At 56.9% G+C, this 21,742-nt stretch carries 11 protein-coding genes; 5 read left to right on the forward strand and 6 right to left on the reverse strand.

Features of this window, described 5'->3' with window-relative positions:
* Positions 1-290: 290 nt before the first annotated feature.
* The 6 genes from Poly24_RS12320 to Poly24_RS12345 all read right to left on the reverse strand — a co-directional run bounded on the left by Poly24_RS12320 (position 291) and on the right by Poly24_RS12345 (position 14,979).
* Entirely contained in the window at positions 291-5,648 is a 5,358-nt protein-coding gene (locus tag Poly24_RS12320) for a DNA repair ATPase (RefSeq protein ID WP_145095362.1), read from the reverse strand.
* Between the two features lie 241 nt (positions 5,649-5,889).
* Positions 5,890-7,917: a flotillin family protein gene (locus Poly24_RS12325; protein ID WP_391556917.1), complete on the reverse strand. Its 2,028-nt coding sequence runs from the start codon at positions 7,915-7,917 to the stop codon at positions 5,890-5,892.
* A 106-nt stretch (positions 7,918-8,023) separates the two neighbouring features.
* Positions 8,024-8,677 (reverse strand): OB-fold-containig protein, encoded by a 654-nt coding sequence (locus Poly24_RS12330; RefSeq protein ID WP_145095366.1) that lies wholly within the window; start codon positions 8,675-8,677, stop codon positions 8,024-8,026.
* Positions 8,678-9,024: 347 nt separating this feature from the next.
* Positions 9,025-10,479 (reverse strand): DUF1501 domain-containing protein, encoded by a 1,455-nt coding sequence (locus Poly24_RS12335; RefSeq protein WP_197452528.1) that lies wholly within the window; start codon positions 10,477-10,479, stop codon positions 9,025-9,027.
* Positions 10,476-12,722, reverse strand: coding sequence for a serine protease (locus tag Poly24_RS12340; protein WP_145095369.1), 2,247 nt, complete (start codon positions 12,720-12,722; stop codon positions 10,476-10,478). Before Poly24_RS12340 ends, Poly24_RS12335 begins: the two co-directional genes overlap by 4 nt.
* Before the next feature lie 13 nt (positions 12,723-12,735).
* Positions 12,736-14,979, reverse strand: a complete 2,244-nt coding sequence (locus Poly24_RS12345) for a DUF1549 domain-containing protein (protein ID WP_145095372.1) — start codon at positions 14,977-14,979, stop codon at positions 12,736-12,738.
* A 658-nt stretch (positions 14,980-15,637) separates the two neighbouring features.
* Between Poly24_RS12345 and Poly24_RS12350 the strand changes: the two genes are divergently transcribed.
* The 5 genes from Poly24_RS12350 (at position 15,638) to Poly24_RS12370 (ending at position 21,700) form a co-directional block, all read left to right on the forward strand.
* Positions 15,638-17,053: a UDP-glucose 6-dehydrogenase gene (locus tag Poly24_RS12350; RefSeq protein ID WP_145095375.1), complete on the forward strand. Its 1,416-nt coding sequence runs from the start codon at positions 15,638-15,640 to the stop codon at positions 17,051-17,053.
* Positions 17,054-17,293: 240 nt separating this feature from the next.
* On the forward strand, positions 17,294-18,070 hold the full coding sequence (locus Poly24_RS12355) for a hypothetical protein (protein ID WP_145095378.1): 777 nt from the start codon (positions 17,294-17,296) through the stop codon (positions 18,068-18,070).
* A 74-nt stretch (positions 18,071-18,144) separates the two neighbouring features.
* A complete protein-coding gene (gene wecB / locus Poly24_RS12360) occupies positions 18,145-19,335 on the forward strand; it encodes a non-hydrolyzing UDP-N-acetylglucosamine 2-epimerase (protein ID WP_261343111.1) in 1,191 nt (396 codons plus the stop codon).
* 192 nt (positions 19,336-19,527) lie between these two features.
* Entirely contained in the window at positions 19,528-20,586 is a 1,059-nt protein-coding gene (gene rfbB / locus Poly24_RS12365) for a dTDP-glucose 4,6-dehydratase (RefSeq protein WP_145095381.1), read from the forward strand.
* Positions 20,587-20,713: 127 nt separating this feature from the next.
* Positions 20,714-21,700 carry a GDP-mannose 4,6-dehydratase gene (locus tag Poly24_RS12370; protein ID WP_145102852.1) on the forward strand — a complete coding sequence of 329 codons (987 nt, stop codon included), beginning with the start codon at positions 20,714-20,716 and terminating at the stop codon, positions 21,698-21,700.
* The last annotated feature ends 42 nt before the right edge of the window (positions 21,701-21,742 follow it).

Below are 21,742 nucleotides of genomic sequence, written 5' to 3' on the forward strand. Positions count from 1 at the left end.
CCGACGCTGCGGTCCCGGATTCATTGCCGTTTCGTAAGGCGTTTCACAGCGATGATCGCCGTAGCCTGGATGAAATCGCAATGCCTGAATTGGTCGGACTGATTCAATCTGAAAGACAGCATCTTGAGAGCGAGGATCCAGCCCTCGCCTACGCCCGAGAAATTGGTTTGGCCCGCTTGGCGAAATCCGCTCGAGAGCGAATCGACATGGCGATCGAAATTGCCAGTGGCACCCGTTCCGAAATCGTTGTCGATCCAATGGGGGAGCCGCCCGGGAAATGAACGCGATTTCTAAGGCTTCTTCGGTTTGGCTGCCGACGAGAGATCGTCTTGCAGTCGTTGGTAGTCTTTCAGGCAGGCGTCGACAGCTTTGGCGATGTTATCGTATTCGGGGCCTTTGGTTCCCACGGCGGTTAACAGTGGGATCCATTGTTGCATCAATTGGAACTGCGTCTTGACGACATCCAACATCACGCGCGGCACCTTGTGCTGGACCATTACTTTTTGAGGCGGTGGGCCGGACGAGTTTTGTTGAGCGAGGGTCGTCAGCTGGGTCGAGGTGCTGCCGAGCGTCTCGCTCAACTGTTGCCCAACGGCTAACATCCCATTGCGGAACGACGCCAGTTCATCGTGCAGCCGATCGGTTTGTGAATTGTCGTTGCCGGCAACGGCTTGAACCATCACGCGGCGGATCGATTCCAAACCGTCGCGCAATCCGCCCAACTGTTTCATCAACTGGCCGACTTGATCGCCGCTGTCGAGTCCCTGGAAACGGACGCTCTCCGAAAACGCATATTTGATCGCTTCCCAACGCTCCGTCTCTTCGGGCTTCAGGATTCCCATCAACTCTTTGAACTTCAGAACGTTCGATTCGTTGTCGGTCGTCAGCGTTTGCGAATCCTGTTCGTAGTTGCCGACGATCAGCGATTGCAGTTCTCGATCGTTCATCACCGCGACCACCTTTTCGGCGATACGGTTCATGTTGCGGTAACTGCCCTGCAATTTGAATGGTGGTTCGGTGCGGTAGGCGTCCGCCTGGGCGGCCGAACGAATGTATTGGCGATTGACTCGCAGCACGACGTCGCGAACCTTGATTAGTTTTCGCAGCACGCTGTACATCTCGCGAACCTGATCCATCGACAGGTTGCTCTCCAGATCGATCCCTTCCATCGAACCAAGGGTTGCCGCGCGGATCAACGTCCGCGCGTCGCGAGGGCTCGCGCTGGCCAGCGGTTGCAGGGCGGTGTTGCTGGTCAGACAGTTCTCCAGATAACTCATCTCAAACGCTTCCGCCGAATCGCCGATGATCTCGCCGAGGTTGTAGACGTCGGCGCGATTGCTGAGCATGTCGGGGATCTGGAAGCGATCGCCACTTTCGGTGTACGGGTTTCCGGCCATCACCACGGCAACACGTCGGCCGCGGAAATCGTAGGTCCGCGTCTTGCCCTTCCAAACGCCTTCGATCTTACGAGTCGCATCGCACAGGGAGATGAACTTCTGCAGCAGTTCGGGATGCGTGTGCTGGATATCGTCCAGATACAGCATCACGTTGTCCCCCATTTCGAGCGCTAGATTCAAACGCTCGATCTCTTCGCGAGCCGCGGCGTTGGGAGCTTCGGACGGATCCAAGGAGGTCACGCCATGACCGATCGCCGGGCCGTTGATCTTCATAAAGATGATCCCCAGCCGATTGGCGATGTATTCCATCAGGGTTGTCTTGCCGTAACCGGGAGGACTGATCAGCAGCAGCAGGCCCATCCGATCGGTCCGCTTCCCCTCGCCCGCCACGCCGATCTGTTTCGCCAAGTTGTCGCCGATCATCGGCAGATAGACTTCGTCCAACAAGCGGTTGCGAACAAAGCTGGTTAGGACCCGCGGCCGGAACTCTTCCAGCTTCATCGCGTCGCGAGCCTCGTCGACCAGTCGCTGTTTCGTGTCGTGCAAACGTTGGAAACGCGGAACGGTCTCACGCGTGAAGTGTCCCAAGCGTTGGAAGATGTCGTGGTAGCGGAGCGTCATCTGCCCCTTGTTGATGCGGCGATGGGCGCCCGCGAGATTGGTCAATTCCACCGCGACGTGCGCATCGGAGATTTGAGCCGGATCGGGAGCACCGTCGATCAGCAGCCGCGCCAGTTCGTCTCGATAGAGATCGTTCGGATCGAGTTCATCGTGGTCGTCGTGCATCGTCAAAAACGCGGAGGACCAGTTGCGGGCCAAGACCATCGATTCGGCTGGCTGTTTGGCGTTGTCTTTCAGGCCCGCAGCGACCAAGCTCTGGCGTTCTTCCCCGACAACGTGTTCGCAAAAGTCTTCGTACAACCGCGCTGCCCGACGGCTAACGACCGGGAGATCGCTGGGGTCGACCAATTGATCGAACAGGTAGGCGGCAGCTTCCTCGGGCCGGACGTCGGCAAAGAGGTTCGCAAAAGTCGGATCATCCGCGATTTCCGCGGTCAAACGGGCGCGGAACTCGACGGCCGGGTGGGCTTGGGGGAAAGCCTGGGCCAATTTTTGGAAGCCCCCAATCCAGCCGGTGTACATCTTACGCATGCCGCCAATCAGCAGATGCGACCACCAATACCAGGCCGCCGCTCGGACGTCGGGGCGATGTTTGGCCAGACCGATCGTGCGGTCGATCTTCAGCAGCGCGGCCAATAGCTTCGCTGCGTCGTGATCGTGAACGCCCTTGGCGTAGCCTTCGGAGTAACGTCCCGACATCTGCTGTTGCACCCAACGGATCTGTTCAGCTTCGGAGAGCCGCTCGAACGTCCGCTTGTCCATGTGCGGGGCGGTATCGGCGTCTCGTTTCGATTCGGAAGACTCCTCCTCCGCGTCATCGCTCCCCGAGTCGTTGGAGTCTTTGGCGAAGTGTTTTCGCCGCGACGGATGCGACAGTTCTTGGTAGAGCGCGTACGCCAGATACTCTCCGCGATAGACATCGCGGTTTTCGCTGACCACTTCCTGGTTCATCAGGTCGTGGGCGTCATCGAGATCGGGATGCGACAGCGGTTCAAAAAATTGAGTCCCCGTCAGGTGGAGGTTCAGTTGATCGTTGCGCATCACCGTCGTCAGATCCAACGTCTGGGTGTTGACGCCAAATTGATGTTTGCCCAATTTGATCCCGGTGCCGCCGTCGACAAACAGCTCCTGACGATCCTTCAACTGACGGATCGCATCTTCGCGAACGCTCTTCAGTCGGCTTTGGATGTCTTCGATCCGGACGGTGTCGTCCAATTCGGTCAGTTGATTGACGATGCCTCGCACCTTATCGACCATCAGGTCGGCGGCGAAATAGGCGTGGATCGAATCGACAGTGTCGAACGATTTCATCCGCGATGCGATCCCTTTCAGGATCCGATCGGCGGCCGAACCGAGCGCTTCGGCACGGCGGTTTCGAGCTTCGACAAGCTGAACTTTCCGCGATTCAAACGCGTTGTATAGCTCTTCGCGTTTCTCCGCTAACTGGCCAACAAACTCATCGAATTCGGCGAAGCGACCCTCGAGTTCCTCCAGTTGGACCATCACCTTGGTCAGATAGTTATCGCATTTTTCAGGCGAGTCGCAGACGTCGAGGTAGCCGTTGACGGTTTGATCCAACAACTTCAATTGCGATGCAAACTCGGCACGTCCCTCGGTTCGGACCAGATCGCCCATCCGAGCCTTCAGTGCGCTGCGCACTCGGTTCAGCGAAGCAAAGACGTCGCTGATCCCATCGATGATTTCAGTCCGTTTGGTCGTATCTTCGATCTGCAGGTTGCTAACGGTCTCGGTCAGCAGTTCCAACTGGCTTCCCGCTTCGTCGATGTCCTTTTCCAGTCGCTTTGCATCGGTCACCTTTTCGATGCTTTGGACGGACGCTGCCGCTTTTTCGACCCGCGCCTCGTAGGGTTCCAACGCCCCGTCGGACAACATGAATTCGACACAGCGGCGGCTCAGCCGATCGGATTGTTCGCCGATCTGCGATTCCAGTTTTTCGACCCGTTCTTCGTCGACGTACCGCAACTCGCGGAGCCCGATCGCGTGGCCACGCTGGGTTCGCAGTTCCGCCAAACGCTTGACAAAGGCATCGACCGCTTCAAACCGCGATCGGTCGATCGCCTTGAGCAGATCGGTGACCGCCTCTTCGACGACGACCGTCGCCGCTTCGGTTTCGCGGCGCAGGCGGACTACTTTTTCAAACTCTTCGACAGCACTCTTCGACGCTTCGCCGATCGCTCGCAGCGGTTGATCGGGGTGGTGCGTTTCGGCTTTGTCTAGCCAAAAGTAACTGTCGAGGATGTCGGAAGTCTTTTTGACCAGATCGACGTACAGACCCTCGTAGGAATCGTCTTTCTCGACCAGCTGCAGGATCTCATGGCATTCGGCCATCCCGCGGACAAGTTCTTTGTTGCCGATCTTGTACAGCAGCGAATCGGTGTTGCTGTCGGGGACAAAGTCGGACCCGACAAAGGGCGTTTGCCAGATTTGCAGCGCGTGGTGCTTCTGCGGTTGGTCGTCTTGTCCTTTGAAACAGACCATTTCACCGGCGTGGAAAAACGCTTGGCCATGGCAAACCAATGGCGTTTCGACTTGTTGCCGGATCAGGTTGTACCGCAATTGGACGTAGGCACCACTGGCGCGATTGTAGAACAGATAGATGAAGTCTTCGCCGTTGGGGGCGGCGATCGTCTTCTCATAGATCAAGTCGGTCAGGCCGTGGTCGAAGATCTTGTATTCGCCGGTCTGCAGGTAATAGCCGTCGGGGAAAATGATCCCGTGATCGTCGGGCAACAGGACGCAGGAGTGCTCGATCGCATCCAACCGCATCGCTTTTTGAATCTTCGCGTTGTACAGCAGATAGCGATATTTGCGTTCTTGGTAGGGGAGGATCTTCAGCAGGATCAGATTGCCCAGTAATGCGTAATAGGTTTCCGCATCGTCGAGTGTTTGGTCGGCGTTGTCGACAGGTTCGGCGTAGATTCCGCGGCCGCTTTGCGTACTGTTTTCGACTTTGATCGTTAGGTCGCCGCCAACGGTTTCGACAAAGACTTGGTCTTCGATCGAGATATGAGGATGCACGCCGGCGACGTGTTGATCGCGCGTCGTCCGCTTCCAAAGGAATTCGTGCTGCGGCGGGTATCGGACCTCGTGATCGCTGCGATTATCGATGTATTGCAGTTGGCCCGCTTGGATCCGCCATTTGAACGTCTTGATGTCGGACGGATTTTTGCCGACGCGAAAGACCATGTGGACGAACGGGCCGGTCTGAAAGAACTTCGCGAACGCCGCTCCTTTGTAGTAGCGATAGATCTCGTGGAAGTCGCGTTCGAAACGTTCGTCGCCGATCAATTCGAGCGACTCTTCGTGGAACTGGTGGTCTTCGAAACGATAGACGGCGAAGACGTCGTTCAGATGGGTTTCGGTCTTCAGACCAAATTGGACGTTGTATCCAAACAGGAAATGCTTGCCGACGGGCAACAGATCGCGCGGCACGCAGTTGTGTTCAGTGGTGATTCGCTCGGTCGCCAGCAGGACTGTGTCGATGTTGCCGAAGACTTCGGAGCGGTCGGCGTTGAGTTGGTCCAGCCGCGAGCGGAGTTCTCCGGCCGCATCGCGCATCCGGTTGCGGAGGATCTCGTACGTTCCGGCAGCAAGTTTTGTTTCGCTCATAGGTGTTCGTTCATCCCCGTGCGGTGCGGCGTCCCGATGGGGCGGCGGTGTTCGATTGACTGTGAGCCGTGGCGGCCAACGCTTGTTGGGCAGTCATCGATCGCAATTCCCAGCGCGAACGGAGGTAATCCTCCGTCGGCTGGGAAGGTGGAGCGTCGATGCGACGGCATGGAAGCATGGTGCAAAAAATCGCGACCGCCCCAAGGGAGAGATCTCTTGGGGCGATTGGGCACTTCGCTGGTTAGCTCTTCGCCCCGTTCCGCAACGGCTTCGCTTCCAGTTTACCGACCTTGCGTTCGGTGATCCCGGCGGTGCTGGCCATGCCTAACAGGCTGCCCAGTTGGTTGCGGGTTTCATCGGTATTGGCAAGTCCCATCAGCTTGGCGATCAAGGCGGCGATCGAAAGGTCCTTGATGTCGTCGGTGCTGAGGTTGAACTTGTTGACCAGGTCCATCAGGTTGTCCCGGAAATAATCGGGGTCGCCGTTGAAGAAGGTCTGTTTGACGTCGGTCGCTACGCGGCTGTTGTAGACAAAGCGATCGATCGCCTTGCCACCCTTGACCGCCGAAGTGATCTGGTCGAAGAATTCGCCATCGCCACCGACGATGTCGATGCGAGCGGCTTTGAGTGCTTCGCCAACCACGCCGGCTTGCGATTCGGCGATTCCGCGTTGCGCGTCGATCGCCGCGATCTCGACCTGCTTGTCCTTCTCCAGTTTCAGCTTGAACTCTTCGTGTTCTTTGCCGACGCCGTCCAACAGCTTCATCGCTTCGGCCTTCTCGGTGATACCGGTCGCTTCGCTGCTGTACTTCTGCTGCATGACATTGGCTTCGGCCAAGCCTTCCTTCTCGATCGCGGCGGCACGGGCTTCGATGCCCTTGGCTTCGGCGACCGCTTTCTTTTCGATGATGACCGCTTCGGCGGTTCCTTCTTTTTCCAACGATGCGGCACGAGCTTCTTGCACCTTGGCTTCGGCCAATCCGCTGGCGGCGGCTTTCGCTGCATCGGCTTCGGCCGTCATCTTGGCCGCTTGCATCTCTTTCTCCGACCGATCGCGGGACGCTTCGGCTTCGATGCGGATCTTGTCGGCCAACAGTTCGGCCGCCATCTTGGCCGCTTCGGCTGCCTTGGTCTCTTTGATCAACGATTCCTCCGCCGTCATCGATGCCGCGGTGATCTGAACCTTTTTCAGACGGTCCGCCGCTGCAAACTCTTCGGTGTCCTTGATCTTTTCTTGTTCTTCGACGACCGCTCGTTCGACCGCCACGCGTTCGCGGATGACCTCTTGAATGTTCCGCTTCTCGACTTCGATCGCTTTCTCTTTTTCGACTTGCGCGATGCCGACGACGCGTTCCCGCTCGGTCGCTTCCAGTTCGCGATCCTTCAGGACGCGTTCCTGTTCGATTCCGTCGGTCCGTTCTTTCGCACGCAACGCGACCAGGACCTGCCGTTCCTTGTTTTCGGTGGCGATTCCCAGTTCTTCTTCGGTCGTGATTCGAGCGCGTTCGGATTCGAGTCGTTGTTCTTCTTGAACCTTTTTGGCGGCGGCGCGTTCGCGTGCGGAAATCTCGGCGACTTCGCGTTGCTGCTTTTCATTGGCTTCGATTCGCTGCTTTTCCAGCTGCAAAATGGTCTCTTCCGCCTCGACGTCCTGTTGCTTGAGCGTCTTCTCTTTTTCACGCGTGAAGGCGTTCTCTTTGACCTTTTCTTTCGAGGTCAATTCGGTGATCTTCTTGATACCTTCGGCATCGAGAATGTTGTTCGGGTTCAGCAGTTCCAGCGGAGTCTGTTCCAAGAAGTCGATCGCCGCATCGTCCAGCCGGTAGCCGTTCAGATCGGTGCCGATGACCTTCAAGATCTGGTCCTTGAAGTTATCCCGTTTGTCGTACAGGTCGACGAAGTCAAACTGCTTGCCGACGGTTTTTAGAGCTTCGCTGAACTTGGCGTCGAACAGTTCACGCAGCGTATCGATCTGGCTACAGCGTTTGGCACCGATCGATTGAGCGACCTCTCGGATCTCTTCTTCGCTTTTATCCACACGGATGAAGAAGGCGACTTTGATGTCGGCGCGGATGTTGTCTTGGCAGATCAACCCCTCGGAGCCTTCGCGTGCGATTTCAAAGCTCTTCAGCGTCAGGTCCATCTTCTCGTATTGATGGATCACCGGCACAACAAAGATACCGTTGCCGGTGGCGACGCGTATCTTGCCCCAACCGCTACGAACGATCGCCTCGTCGGGGCCGACCTTGCGGTAGAACTGGTTCGCCATCGCGGCGAAACTGGCCAGCAGAAAGAGCAATCCGATGATCGCGACCGCAAGGATCGCGATGCTGTTGATAAACCAATGGTCAGAGAACTGACCCAAAACCAAAACGCTACTCATCTGCTTGAACCTCGTCGTCGATAGCGGTTACCGTGTATATCCGGCGTTCTTGATCAAAGTCGATAATCGTGGCGAGATCACCCTTTTTCAGAGTGGCCCCGTCGGTGCGAACGTTTAATAACAACGGCGCCGCGTCCGTTTTAAATCGAGCCTGCCCAAAGTTGGCGTCGGCTTGCCCGGTGCAAATCTGGCAGACCTGGCCCAGTAACATCTCCGCGTTGTACCGCGCGGTCACGAACCACTTCTTCATGGGTTCGGTGGTAAATTTGGTCAGCACCACCGCGATTACTGCCGAACGCGCCGAAAGCAACGCCGCGGCCGACCAATTCGCTTGGTAATCGGCAGCATCCCACGTCACCCACAACACGGCCGACGTGACCCACCAAAGTAGTGTAAAGAGGCCGCCCCAGATTACAATTGGAATCTGCGCCAGATTCAACCATCGAAACGTGAGCATTCCGAAACCGCCGGCCGAACCCAAATCGAAGTCGGCGTCGAAATCGAAGTCGGGGGCGTCCATATCGAGATCGATCAGCCCAAACAGGGAAACGATCGAGTAGACGACAAGGAATCCCAGCAAAATCGAAGCGGGTAGCACCGGTTGGGCGGCGATAATTTCCGCTGCACGTTCAATATAAATCCACAAGGCGAGCACTCCTTCAGCACAAATCTGGCAGAGGCACCTGGGAAACATAGATCGCAAAAGCGATCCGACCAGTTGAAACTGCCGCCAACTAACAGGCTTGATGTTTTAGCGGAGCGGGCGCGAGAATGGAAAAATTTTAACGAGCCAAGATAAGCGGAGTGTACGTTTCGGTATCCATTCGCAAGGAGTTTCGCGTTCGATTGGACGGAGACACCAGGGCGGGATGCCGATAAAACGGCGGTCTCATAACGCACGTAAACGTAGGAATCCCGGGTTCCGGCAATAAAAAAGCCCCAAGATGCAGAACATCTTGGGGCATGCGCGTGTTTCGATTTGAACGGTTCGACCTATCCGATCAGCTCGGGAATCGGAGCGCCATGGTCGACGATCGGTGTCGGCCGGCCATTAAAGTCTTCAATAAAGACGCTCTTGGAATCGATTCCCAGATGATGGTAGATCGTCGCCAAGAAGTCGCCGGGGCCGCAACGCCGCTCGACCACGTCTTCGCCACGTTTGTCGGTGGCACCGATAAACCGACCTGTTTCGATTCCGCCGCCGGCCCAGATATTGGAGAACGCGCGAGGCCAGTGATCGCGGCCGGGCTGCTTCGTTCCCGATGGGGCGCTTGCGTTTCCGGCACCAGTACTCGGTTGATGGGAGATTTTGGGAGTCCGCCCAAATTCACCGGTGACGACGACCATCACCCGCTCGTCCAGCCCACGTTCATAAATGTCTTCGATCAGTGCCGTGACCGCTTGATCGTACGCGTCGGCGCGGAAACGCAGGGCATCAAAAATATGGTGATTGACCGCGTGATCATCCCAGTTATTGACACGACCGCACAGAGGTCCGCGGAGACTGCTCGTCAAAACCTCCACGCCCGCTTCGACTAATCGGCGAGCCAGCAGCAGTTGTTGCCCCCACGCGTTGCGGCCGTAGCGATCCCGCGTGCGATCGTCTTCCTGCGTCAGATCAAACGCATCTTTCGTCTTGGGATTGGTCAACAGCGTCATCGCCTGGGTTTCAAATTCGTCCAACGCTCCCATCTCACCAAAGTGATCGAACGAACGTTCCAACGTATCCAACTGCTGACGCAACGTCGTCCGACGTCCCAGCCGAGCGACTTGGTTGGCGTCGGTGAGTCCGATGTTAGGGACCACGAAGTTTGGCGAGTTCGGATCGCCGGTGACCGAAAACGGTGAGTAGGCGTCGCCTAGGTAAGCCGGCCCGTTGTATTGGAGAGGCGGATTGACCCCGACGTACGTGGGCAGCGGATTGGTTCGTGGGCCCTCTTTGGATCGCAGGTAATTGGCGACCGACATCCAATCGGGCAACCGCGGCTTCGGTTTGTCGCGAGTGTCCGAGTCGCCCGACAGCAGTTGCATCGAACCGGCGGGATGGCCACCCGCCCCTTGGTACATGCTGCGCAAGACGGTGAACTTGTCGGCGATCGCCGCTTGGCGAGGAAGCAGTTCGGTGAACCGCATCCCGGGTACTTTGGTCGGGATCGTGTTAAACGGGCCACGATATTCGCTGCCCGACAACGGTTTCGGATCGTACGTATCGATATGCGAATTGCCGCCGGGCTGCCAGACCATGATCACGGCGGTCTTTTTGCGATCCTTGCCGTCAGCGGTTTGCGTGGGCAGCGGGCTGGCCGCTTGCAGCCGCATGATCCCGGGCAGGCTCATGCTGGCGAATCCCGCGAGTCCCAACCGCATGAAGCTGCGGCGGCTGCCGGGACCAAAATTCCGTGGGCCACTGCAATGCATTTCGGAAGGCTGTGTTTTTGGATTGCTCATTTGGATTCCACTGGGCTAACACGGATCGAGATCGGTTGAGAGATGACGATATCAGCGATATCTTTGGGCTGCGTCGACTTCTTCGCTTTGGCAAGTTCCGCCACAGCGGCCGCCAACGCGGCGTCGGCCGCTTTCTTTTCCGCTGCCACCGCGTCGGCAAGCTTCTGCGAATCAGCCTTTTGGGCGGCGGACGCGGTTGCGGTTTCGTTGGCCAGACGACCCACTTCGGCTGTCAGGTCCGCGACGGTTTGTTGTGCCTGTGAGTGGGCGGCTTCGGCGGCGATTAATAGATCGGGATTATCGCGGTGTTTGGCGACCGCGCTGCCGTAGAATGCGATCGTGTAGTCTCCCGGCGGCGTTTTCAATTTGGCCAGATCCAGGACCGCTTCGGAGCTGTCTTCGTTCAGTTTGATGTCGAATTTGGGGACACCTTCAAAACCGGCCCCCATCGTTCGCAGGCCCAACACGGTCCCGGAGAATTCGCCGCGGCGAACGTGTTGCAGCGGAATCGTCAGCGTTTCACCCGCCTTGGCTTCCCAAACCTTTTCTTCGGTCGGAGCGATCGTGATTGCGGCAAACTCCGATCCGCCAACCGAGACGGGGATATCGGCCAATAAACGTGGAGCGGGAATTTCGGACCAGGCGTTGGTTACGGGCCACGCGACCGATGCAACGTGGCACGGATGCGTTACCGGTTTGTCCTCAACCGTTGCGGTCGCGGTGAACTTCGCCATCGCCAGGCCACGGGGCGCGTCTTGATGGGCGGTGACCAACATCAGGCCGCGCGCCTTGCCAGCGGGAATCTTCAGTCCGGCAGTGGTGACGCCGTCGGGGAGATTTTCCAATGTCAATTCGATCTCGCCGTTGAATCCGTCGCGTCGCACGGCGACCACTTCCAAGGCCACAGTCGAACCACCGCGGAGCGCTAGCGGTTTGGAGAGTGCGTTGCGATCGCCATTTCGCAGGACCATGTGCAGCGGCCAGGCGACGACAGCGAAATCAGGTTCCGCTTGCCGGATGATCAATCGATAGATGTTGTTGGGATCGTTTCGCGTTCCGCCAAACAGATCGGTGATCTGCAGTCGATACTTTCCATCCTCTTTGATCTCCATCTTGCCAAGGATGTCGGTCGAACCGGCGTTGTAGGGTGGACCGTCGTAGGCGTAGGCGTTGCTGGACCGTTTGATCGGGCTGGCGATATCCGACAGCTCGACCAGATCGACAAGCTTTTCATCGGCCCCTTCGCCGATCACCTGTTGAACGATGATCGATGCATCGGTGGGGCGTCCGAGCCGTTCCGAAGCGACTTCGACCCACCAGACCTCTCCCTTTTTCGCGGTGAATTCGAAGGCATCGACATCAGCGGCTGGGAAGAAGCTGCCTGCGATGTCGCACGGCAACGTGATGTTTTGAACCGTGTCGCGATCGTTGTTCGGTTCGGTTTCCATTGCCGCAGCTTCGGCGGCGAGACCGATGGGCGGCCAAGAAAAACTGCCGACGGCGCGGGTCCCGGGCAAACGCGCGAGTGGCGCGTCGGCGGGAACTTCTTGAACTGCCAGTCGATAGAAGCACTCTGCGCCTCCCTTGAACGTCAGTTCGTGCACTTTGACCATGTAGTCGCCATCGGCTGGGACGGTGTAGTCGAGTGCGCCACCACGCCGTTCGACCAACATGTCGCGTCCCTGGGCGTCCGCCAAGATGAGAACAGGGTTCATTTTTGAATCGATCCCTGGGGCGGCGCAATCGACGATCAAACGCTGCCCTTTCTTCGCCGAGAACGAATAATGGTTCGCCGCGCGGACCGGAAGGGTTGCGTTGCAGATGGTGTTGATTTCGATTGGCATCGCCGTTTCGACCGATGCACTTGGTTTGGACTGCGTGACTTCGGGGAGGTCACCCACGGTGAAGACGCGAGCCGAGGAAACACCCAGACGGGACATCACCCGCGCTGTGTGGATCCCGGTTGGGCAATCCGCGGCGATCGAAACAACAAACTGATTTACAATCGGTTTGCCCGACGCGTCCAGCTTGGGCGTCGCGGTGATCTTCGGGCTGGAGAACAACAATTGTTCGGTGTTCTCGATCGTTTGCCCGGTGATCGCAACGTCGAACTCGCTGCCCACTTGGCCTCCCATCGGCATCGTGGTCAATAGACGCGGCGCGGGCAGGCAGACCGATTGGGCCATCGATGTCGAAGCGACGACGGCGAGCAACGCGGAGGCGATCGCAAATTTCTTCAGCATTTTGTGCTTCCGTTTAGTGGTTGAACAAAAATTCTTTGGTGTTGATCAATGCCCAAACCAGGTCTTGATAATTATCGCGGGCGGCGACTTTGGCGTCGATCGGCTTGCCGGCGGCGTCGACCGAGGGCTGCGCCAGATAGTCTAACGCGACTTGAAGCTCTTCCTCTCGCGGCGGTCGGGCGAAGGCCGCGAGATAGAGTTTGGAGATCTTTTCCGCGTCGGACGTTTCCGCTTTGGACAACTGGTCGGCGCGGCCGTTGGCGGTCGCGAGTTTGCCTTTGATGTCCGCAGCGTTTAACAAATGTAAGCTTTGCGCCAGCGAAGCCGATTGGACGCGTTCGCACTCGCAGACGCTGCTGCTCTCGGGACGACCGAAGACCTTCAGGAATGGAGAGGCCCGGTTGTAGCTGTTGTCAGGCAAAGCGATCGCGCGGGTTCCGGCGGGGAGGTTGGCAAACGAAGTCGTTGCGCCGGTCATTTGGTCGATCGAGTCAAGCATCACTTCGGCTTGCATCCGTCGCGGATAGAAGCGGGAGTAGTTTTGGCGATCGGCGATATTATGTTCATTTGGCGTTGCCGACAATTGATACGCATTGGAACGTGTGATCGTGCGAACCAGTTCTTTTAGGTCGAAGCCACTGCTGAGAAAATGTTCTTCCAACGCCGCCAGCAGTTCCGGATTCGTCGGCGGGTTCGTGTCGCGTATGTCGTCTTCGGGTTCGATCAGGCCGCGTGCGAAGAAGTGCTTCCAATAGCGATTGACCAACGATTTGGCGAAAAATGGATTCTCAGGGCGACTCATCCAATTCGCCAATCGTAGCCGTGGGTCTTCGTCGGCGGGGATCGTTCCGACGTCGTCGCCCAGCGCGGCGGGAGGAACCGTCATACCGGTTTTGATGTTTTTGGATCCGGCGATTCCGCGTTTGTGGAAGATCAGATCCTCGCCACGGGTGTCGGTCGGTTTGCGGCCGACTTGGCTAAAGAAGGCGGCGAGTCCGTAATAGTCGTCTTGGCTCCAACGCTCAAACGGATGGTGATGGCACTGGGCGCATTGCATGCGAACGCCAAGGAATAACTGGGCGACGTCCTCGATCTGTTCTTGAGGTTGTTTGACGCGCTTGTACCAGGCGACCGGTGGGTTGGCGATGATCGTTCCGGTTGCCGCCAACAATTCGCGAGCCAATTGATCGTACGGGGTGTTGGCCAACAAGCTGTCGCGAATCCAGGAATGGAAAGCGAAGTTCGATGTGATGTCGCTCGCATCGTCGCGGCGGTTCTTCAGCAGGGATGTCCATTTGTTCGCGAAGTAGTCAGCGTAATCGGGGCTCCGCAAAAGATCGTCGATCAGTTGATCGCGTTTGTCGGGGGCTTCGTTGGCCAAGAAGGCACGCGATTCTTCGTCGGTCGGTATCCGGCCAGCGATATCCAACGAAACGCGGCGGATGAATGTTGCGTCGTCGCAAACGGGAGATGGTGGAATGCCGAGGGTCTTCAGATTGTCGAAGACGAAGTCGTCGATGAAGTTTCGCGATTCGGGCAGTTGTTCGACGGGAGCCCCAAGTGGGATCGAGCCGTTAAACACAGCGACCTGTCCTTGGTAGCGAACCATCACGGCAACTTTGCCCGGAATCGATTCGGTTCGAACTAACCCGGTCTCGCTGACTTCGGCCATCGCGCGATCGTTGCATTCGTAGACCGCCAGTTCGGTCACATCGCGGCTGCTGCCATCGGAGTAGTGGGCTAGCGATTTGAGTTGTTGTTCCGATTCGGCGGCAACCGTTTCGCGCCCCGGAAGGACTTCGATCGATGTGAGCGTCGGTTCGGCGTCAGTTGAATTGGGCGCGCCCTGGGCGATCCACCGCCGCAGCGTTGCGTAACCTTCGGACTTCGGATCCAAGCGAACGCCACCGCCGTGGGGAACCTCTCCGACGGCTTTGACCAGCAGCAGGCTGCGATCGGGATCGGTGGGGAACAGTCGACGACCGCGTCCTTCGAGCACCAGGTGGTCGTAGTCCTCCTGCGGCTCAAAACCGAACAACGACAACTGGAAGCCATTCTGGCCGCCACCGGCCTTCGCGTGGCAAACGCCGGTATTGCAACCCGACTTGGTTAATACGGGGACGACATCGTTGATGAAACTGACGGTCGGTTCGGATTCAACCGCATGGACGCTCCCGAATAGAAACAGCGGAGCGAGCAGGGCGAAGCCACACCGTGTGACTTGTCGTCGCAAACGATTGAGATCGCGGTGTGTCATGTTATGTCGCAGCTTGAGGTGGGAGTGGTGACGGGGAACCACAAAGGCTGGCAAGGTGGGGGGCGAGCTACGCCTGTTAATCTATCGCTTTCCCATCGCGCTGTCCACGAAGATTTCGGAAATTTGTAAGACAGCTAATGGGCGTGTGCGTTGTCGAGCAGGAAGCAAATGACATGCCATCGGCTTGTCGTTTCGAACAACGTTTCCACACGATCAACGGCTGGTTCGCAAGAATTCTCGCGAAACGTCGATAAATGCCGCGTAATACTCGTCGGGTGGTTGGATACGCTTGGGACTGCATTGCCGTCGTGCAACATGGGCTCGGTGGAAAGGGTGTCGCATTAACTGGCAACTCGAGCACGTTCAGGTGGCAGATTCCCCCGTGATGATCTTAGGAAGTTCGAGTTGTGGAGGGATGAGTCGCGGGTGAGAATTGGCCGGGCACAATCGGATCAAACCGCCCAATCTACGTTTGCTGCGAGGGCTTCACGTAGGAATGCACTGGATCGCGAGAACTGGGCAAATAACATATAACGCTTTCCGGCTTCGCGGTTGCGAGTGCAAGCGTGGCGTGCCTGTGCGAGTCGAGGGGCGGAGCACGAACCGTCGGGCATCAAGCCTTTAGAAACACATTGCGATAACGAGTTGGGATTTGCTCATGAGTGCGGCTGAAAAACTGAGTATTTGTTGCATTGGCGCGGGGTACGTCGGTGGTCCCACGATGGCGATGATCGCCAAACAGTGCCCAGACATCCGTGTGACGGTGGTCGACATCAACCAAGCTCGGATCGATGCATGGAACAGCGATAAGCTGCCGATCTACGAACCCGGTCTGCAAGAGGTGGTTGAAGAGGCGCGGGGCCGCAATCTCTTTTTCTCGACGAACGTTGCCGAAAGTATCCGCGACGCCCAGATGATCTTTATCAGCGTCAACACGCCGACAAAGACCTACGGCATCGGGGCTGGACGGGCTGCGAATCTGGAGTTTGTCGAGCGCTGTGCGCGAATGATCGCCGAGCATTCCGACAGCGGACATAAGATCATTGTCGAAAAATCGACGCTGCCAGTGCGAACCGCCGAAGCGGTTAAGCGGATTCTTGCGTCATCGGCGCGGCCGGGTGTTTCGTTTGATGTGCTCAGCAATCCCGAGTTCCTTGCCGAGGGGACCGCGGTCGAAGATCTATTGGCTCCCGACCGCGTCTTGATCGGTGGTGAATCGCGCGACGCGGTTCAAACTCTTGTCGATGTCTACGGTCGCTGGGTGCCTCGGGCACAGATTCTGACAACCAATCTGTGGAGCAGCGAGTTGTCGAAACTGACCGCCAACGCCTTCTTGGCTCAACGCGTCAGCAGCATCAACGCGATCAGCGCGCTGTGCGAAGCGACCGAAGCGGATGTCGACGAGGTCGCTTCGGCGATCGGCACCGATTCGCGGATCGGTCCCAAGTTCCTGAAGGCCTCCGTCGGCTTTGGCGGCTCCTGCTTCCAAAAGGATATCCTGAACTTGGTTTACCTGTGCGAACACTTTGGCTTGCCCGAAGTCGCTGCGTATTGGGAACAGGTGGTTCAGATGAACGACTACCAAAAGCAGCGGTTCACGCGGCGAATCGTCAAGACGATGTTCAATACCGTCAGCAACAAACGGATCGCTGTCTGGGGATTCGCGTTCAAGAAAGATACCAACGACACGCGCGAGAGTGCGGCGATCTACGTTTGTCGCGACCTGTTGGAAGAGCGAGCTCAGTTGACGATCTACGATCCGAAGGTTGGCCTCGAACAGATCAAAAGTGAATTAGCATACGTGATGCAAAACGATCCGTCGCGCTATGGCGGCGATTTCGAAAAGCTGATCGACGAGAATGTGACCGTTGCCGACAGCGCCTTGGCGGCGGCCGAGGGAGCGCACGGCGTGGCATTGCTGACCGAATGGGACGAGTTCAAAGAGCTCGATTACAAGAAGGTCTACGACGCGATGCAGAAGCCCGCGTTCTTGTTCGACGGCCGGAATCTGTTGCAACACAGCAACCTGACGGAACTCGGTTTTGAAGTCCACGCGATTGGAAAGCTGTGCTAGTGTAGCCACCGTGGGAGGAGCTTCATTTGTCGGGATAGCGGTTAGGTAGCGCGTCGATGGGCGAAACCATCTGCAAATTCGAGGTACCATTCGGTCGCTCGTGCATACCGGCGGATTTGCCTGTGCACAGACACCTATTTACCCTGAATTGCGAGCAATACGGCATGCCTGACATTACGAGGTATGGTATAATAGCCGACTCCAAATTCTTGGCTAATTCCTCGTTCGACGTGAAAGCCCATGGCACTGGCCGCTGATCCTTCGAGCCCTGAGTTTCTCGCCGCTCGGCACGCGGCGATGTGGGCTCAGGACGGTTTTCAAGGAGTTGATGAGACCGATCTGTCGGGGCCCTGTGGGCACGCTTATGGGATTCGCAAAAGTGCTTGGTTGACGACTGCTTTTCGAAACCAATACAGGCCTGAATCGCTGAACGTTCTTCCCCAAGAAGTGATGGAGTGTTTGAAGGATGCGGAGGTCACCAATTGGGTTTTGATGGGGCTGTACGGTTACGTCGGCTACCTGTCGCAACCACGGGCCACCCAAGTTGTCGATGTGATGATCCCCTACAGTCAAAAGAAGAAGGCGATGAAGGCGATCGGTCGACGCTGGCCGACCCTGCAGGTCCGGCAACTTTCACAAGTTGTCCGGTTTCAGGATCCGGCAGAAACTGACCATGAAGGTCAACTGGTACCCGTAATCGATTGGATGCTGCCGTGGAGTCCGTTTCAATCCATGATCTTGAGTGATTGCGTAATTGAAGATCCTAAGTCAAAGCATCGCTATCCCGCGATCGAAGCGGCAATTGTTTCAAAATATGCCGCGCTCGTCTCACCGCATCGCGAGGCGCGTAAGAAACGCCAAGATGCGGTTGATTTTGAAGGTATCGTGGAAACGACACACGCTCGGATCAATATGCTCAAACTGAAAGAACTTGCTGGGCTCGTTTGGGGAGGTGGAGCCGACGAAATTGAAAGATTTGTCAAGCTCGCAATCGATGGTCAAACATTGCCCTACTGACGAATCATAACGTCCCGCGCTTATTGCGTTCTAACATTGCGAATCGACGGGCCCGGATCTTAGTTCCACATCGATTGTCTCGAAACTACGAAACTTATTTGAACGTCTCAAACATCTGCATTGTCGTCGGCACGCGGCCCGAAGCGATCAAGATGGCTCCGGTCTATTTCGCGCTGCAGAAATCGGAGTCGTTGCGTCCGGTGCTCTTATCGACCGGCCAGCACCGCGAGATGCTCGACCAAGCTTTGGCTTCGTTTTCGTTGGCTCCCGACCACGATCTGAATCTGATGCAGCCGGGGCAGACGCTTGCTGACATCACCAGTCGCGTGATCTCGCGCGTCCATGAATACTTGGTCGAATCTCGTCCTGCGGCGGTCTTGGTCCAAGGGGACACGACCACTGTGTTCGCCACCTCGCTTGCGGCATTTTATGCGGGCATCCCGGTCGGGCATGTCGAAGCGGGGCTGAGGACTCACAATCCACTCAACCCCTGGCCCGAAGAAATGAACCGGCGGCTGGTCGCTCCGATCGCCCAGTGGCATTTTTGTCCGACGCCCCCAAGCCGTGCACATCTGGTCGCCGAACGGATCGACGAAGCGAAGTGTTTTGTCACGGGCAACACGGTCGTCGATGCGCTGCTGTGGATTCGCGGCAAGTTGCAGGACGCGGCGATCGACGCGTCCGATGTCGCGCGTCGGGTTGGAATCAGCGAAGCGTTTGCTGGGCAGTTTCTCGACGACGACGACAGTCGTTGGATTCTCGTCACCGGGCATCGACGCGAGTCGCATGGTCCCGGTTTCGTAAAAATGTGTGAAGGCATTCTGCGGGTTGTGACGGAGCATCCCGACGTGGGGATTTTGTTTCCTGTGCACCTGAACCCACGTGTTCGAGAGCCCGTGATGCAGTTGCTGGGGGACCACGACCGCATCGAATTGATCGAACCTGCTGGCTATCAAGACTTCGTCTGGTTGATGGATCGCTGCACGTTCCTGCTGAGCGATAGTGGCGGAGTTCAGGAAGAGGCGCCCAGCTTGGGCAAGCCGGTGCTGGTGACGCGCGAGACGACCGAGCGGCCCGAAGGGATTGTGGCGGGAACATGCCGTTTGGTTGGCACCGATCCCGATCGGATCTTTGCCGAATCGGACCTTTTGTTACGCGATGCTGGTGAATTCACGCGTCGCAGCGGATTGGAAAACCCGTATGGTGATGGTTTCGCAGCCGAGCAGATCCGACAAATTTTGGAACGTTCGTTTCGAGGAGGTTGAAATCGAATGTTGCCGGTTAAACTTGCTGAGATTCCGTCTCCTGCCCCGGCACACCGTTGACGTTGCCAAGATTGCGAACGACGATGTTTATGTGAAAGTCGGCATGCGTTTCGACAATCGATCCCCGCAATTTCCATTCGACGCGGCGGTGTTACCATCGCGACCACCGCTGCATGATTTTTACGAGATACTATGAAAATACTTGTTACCGGTGGCGCGGGGTTTATCGGATCCAATCTCGTTCGTCATTTGCTTGCCGAAACCGATCATGAAGTTATCAATCTCGATAAATTGACCTACGCGGGAAACTTGGCTTCGCTAGCCGATGTCCAACAGGACGCCCGCTATCGGTTTGTGCAAGTTGATTTGTGCGATGCACAGGCTGTCAAGACTGTCTTTGTGGAACACGATCCCGATAGCGTGATGCATCTAGCGGCGGAGAGTCATGTCGACCGGTCGATCGACTCCCCCGGCGACTTCATTCAAACGAATGTCGTCGGCACCTACCATCTGTTGCATGCCAGTCTGAACCACTACCAACAGATGGAATCGCCGCGCCGCGACGACTTCCGTTTTTTGCATGTTTCGACCGACGAGGTCTTTGGTTCGTTGAGCATGGACGATCCGGGGTTCTGTGAAACGACTCCCTACGATCCCCACTCTCCCTATTCGGCTAGCAAGGCTTCGTCCGATCACATGGCGCGCGCGTGGCACGATACCTATGGCCTGCCCGTCTTGGTCACTAATTGCTCGAACAATTATGGCCCCTACCAATTCCCCGAGAAATTGATTCCAGTTGTCATCTTGAAGTGTTTGCAAGGTGAGCTGATTCCGGTGTACGGGCGAGGCGAAAACATACGCGACTGGCTGTACGTCGAAGATCATTGTCGGGCGCTGACCCGCGTGCTACAGAAAGGCACCGTTGGGGAGACTTACAACATTGGCGGCAACAACGAACGTACGAACCTTGATCTAGTGAAGATGCTGTGCGGTCTGTTGGATGAATTGCAACCGGCGGCCGATGGCAAGCGATATGAAGAGAACATTCGGTTCGTGACCGATCGCCCCGGGCACGATCTACGTTATGCGATCGACGCGTCGAAGATCGCTCGCGAACTCGATTGGCGCCCCGCCGAAGACTTTGCCAGCGGATTTGGAAAGACCGTTCGCTGGTACTTGGAGAACGCTTCGTGGTGGCAGGACATCCTATCGGGTGATTACAGGATGGATCGACTGGGGCAGAAAGCTTGAGCCAAAGTCCCATGGGCAGGCGACGCCTCAATGCTGATTGATGCCACTCGGTTTTCTCGGTATGCTGCCTCGTTTGTTAGACGACCGTAAACACTGGATCGACGATCCCGAAGGATTGGATGAACGTATGCGGAAAGCATTGATTACTGGCATTTCGGGACAAGATGGCAGCTATTTGGCGGAGTTATTGCTTTCCAAAGGCTATGAGGTGCATGGGCTGGTTCGCCGATCCAGCAATACGGTGCGCACGCGGTTGGAACATTTGTTTGGTGATCCGACGATCTACAACCAGAAGTTGTTTTTGCACTACGCCGACATCGATGACACGACGACGATTCGGCGTCTGCTGCTGAAAATCCAGCCGAGCGAGGTCTATCATTTGGCGGGGCAGAGCCATGTGGGGGCCAGCTTTGAGATTCCCGAATCGACCTGCGAATTTACCGCGATGGGAACGCTTCGCTTGTTGGAGCTGCTTCGCGATCTGCCCGAGCGACCGCGAATGATGCAGATCAGCAGTAGTGAAATTTTTGGTCGTCCAGCCGATTCTCCTCAACATGAATCGACTCCGATGAACCCGGTCTCTCCCTACGGTGTTGCCAAAGCATTCGCAACCCAAATGATTCGCGTCTACCGCGACTCGTTTGGCTTCTTTGCTTGTAATGCGATCTGCTTTAACCACGAATCACCTCGCCGTGGCGAGAGTTTCGTGACGCGGAAGATCTCATTGGCAGCCGCTCGAATCAAACTTGGCTTGCAGAAAACGTTGACCCTCGGCAACCTCGACGCGCAGCGCGACTGGGGCTACGCACCGGAGTACGTCGAAGCCTTCTGGAAAATTTTGCAGCACGATACGCCCGACGATTATGTGATCGCGACGGGGAAGAGTCACACGTTGGGCGAATTTTTAGAAGCTGCCTTTGGGGCGGTCGACCTGGAATGGCGCGATTATGTGCAGACAGACCCGCGGTACATGCGACCGGCGGAGTCTCACCGTTTAGTGGGCAATCCCAACCACGCAATCGAAACGCTCGACTGGCAGCCGCATACCAAAGCCCCCGAACTCGCTGCGTTGATGGTCGAGCACGACCTGAACGCATTGCGTCAACACCATTGAGCCATTCCGGTTCTGCCGCGAATCACTAACCATTGTATACCA

Source organism: Rosistilla carotiformis (genome assembly GCF_007753095.1).
Classification (GTDB): Bacteria; Planctomycetota; Planctomycetia; order Pirellulales; family Pirellulaceae; genus Rosistilla; species Rosistilla carotiformis.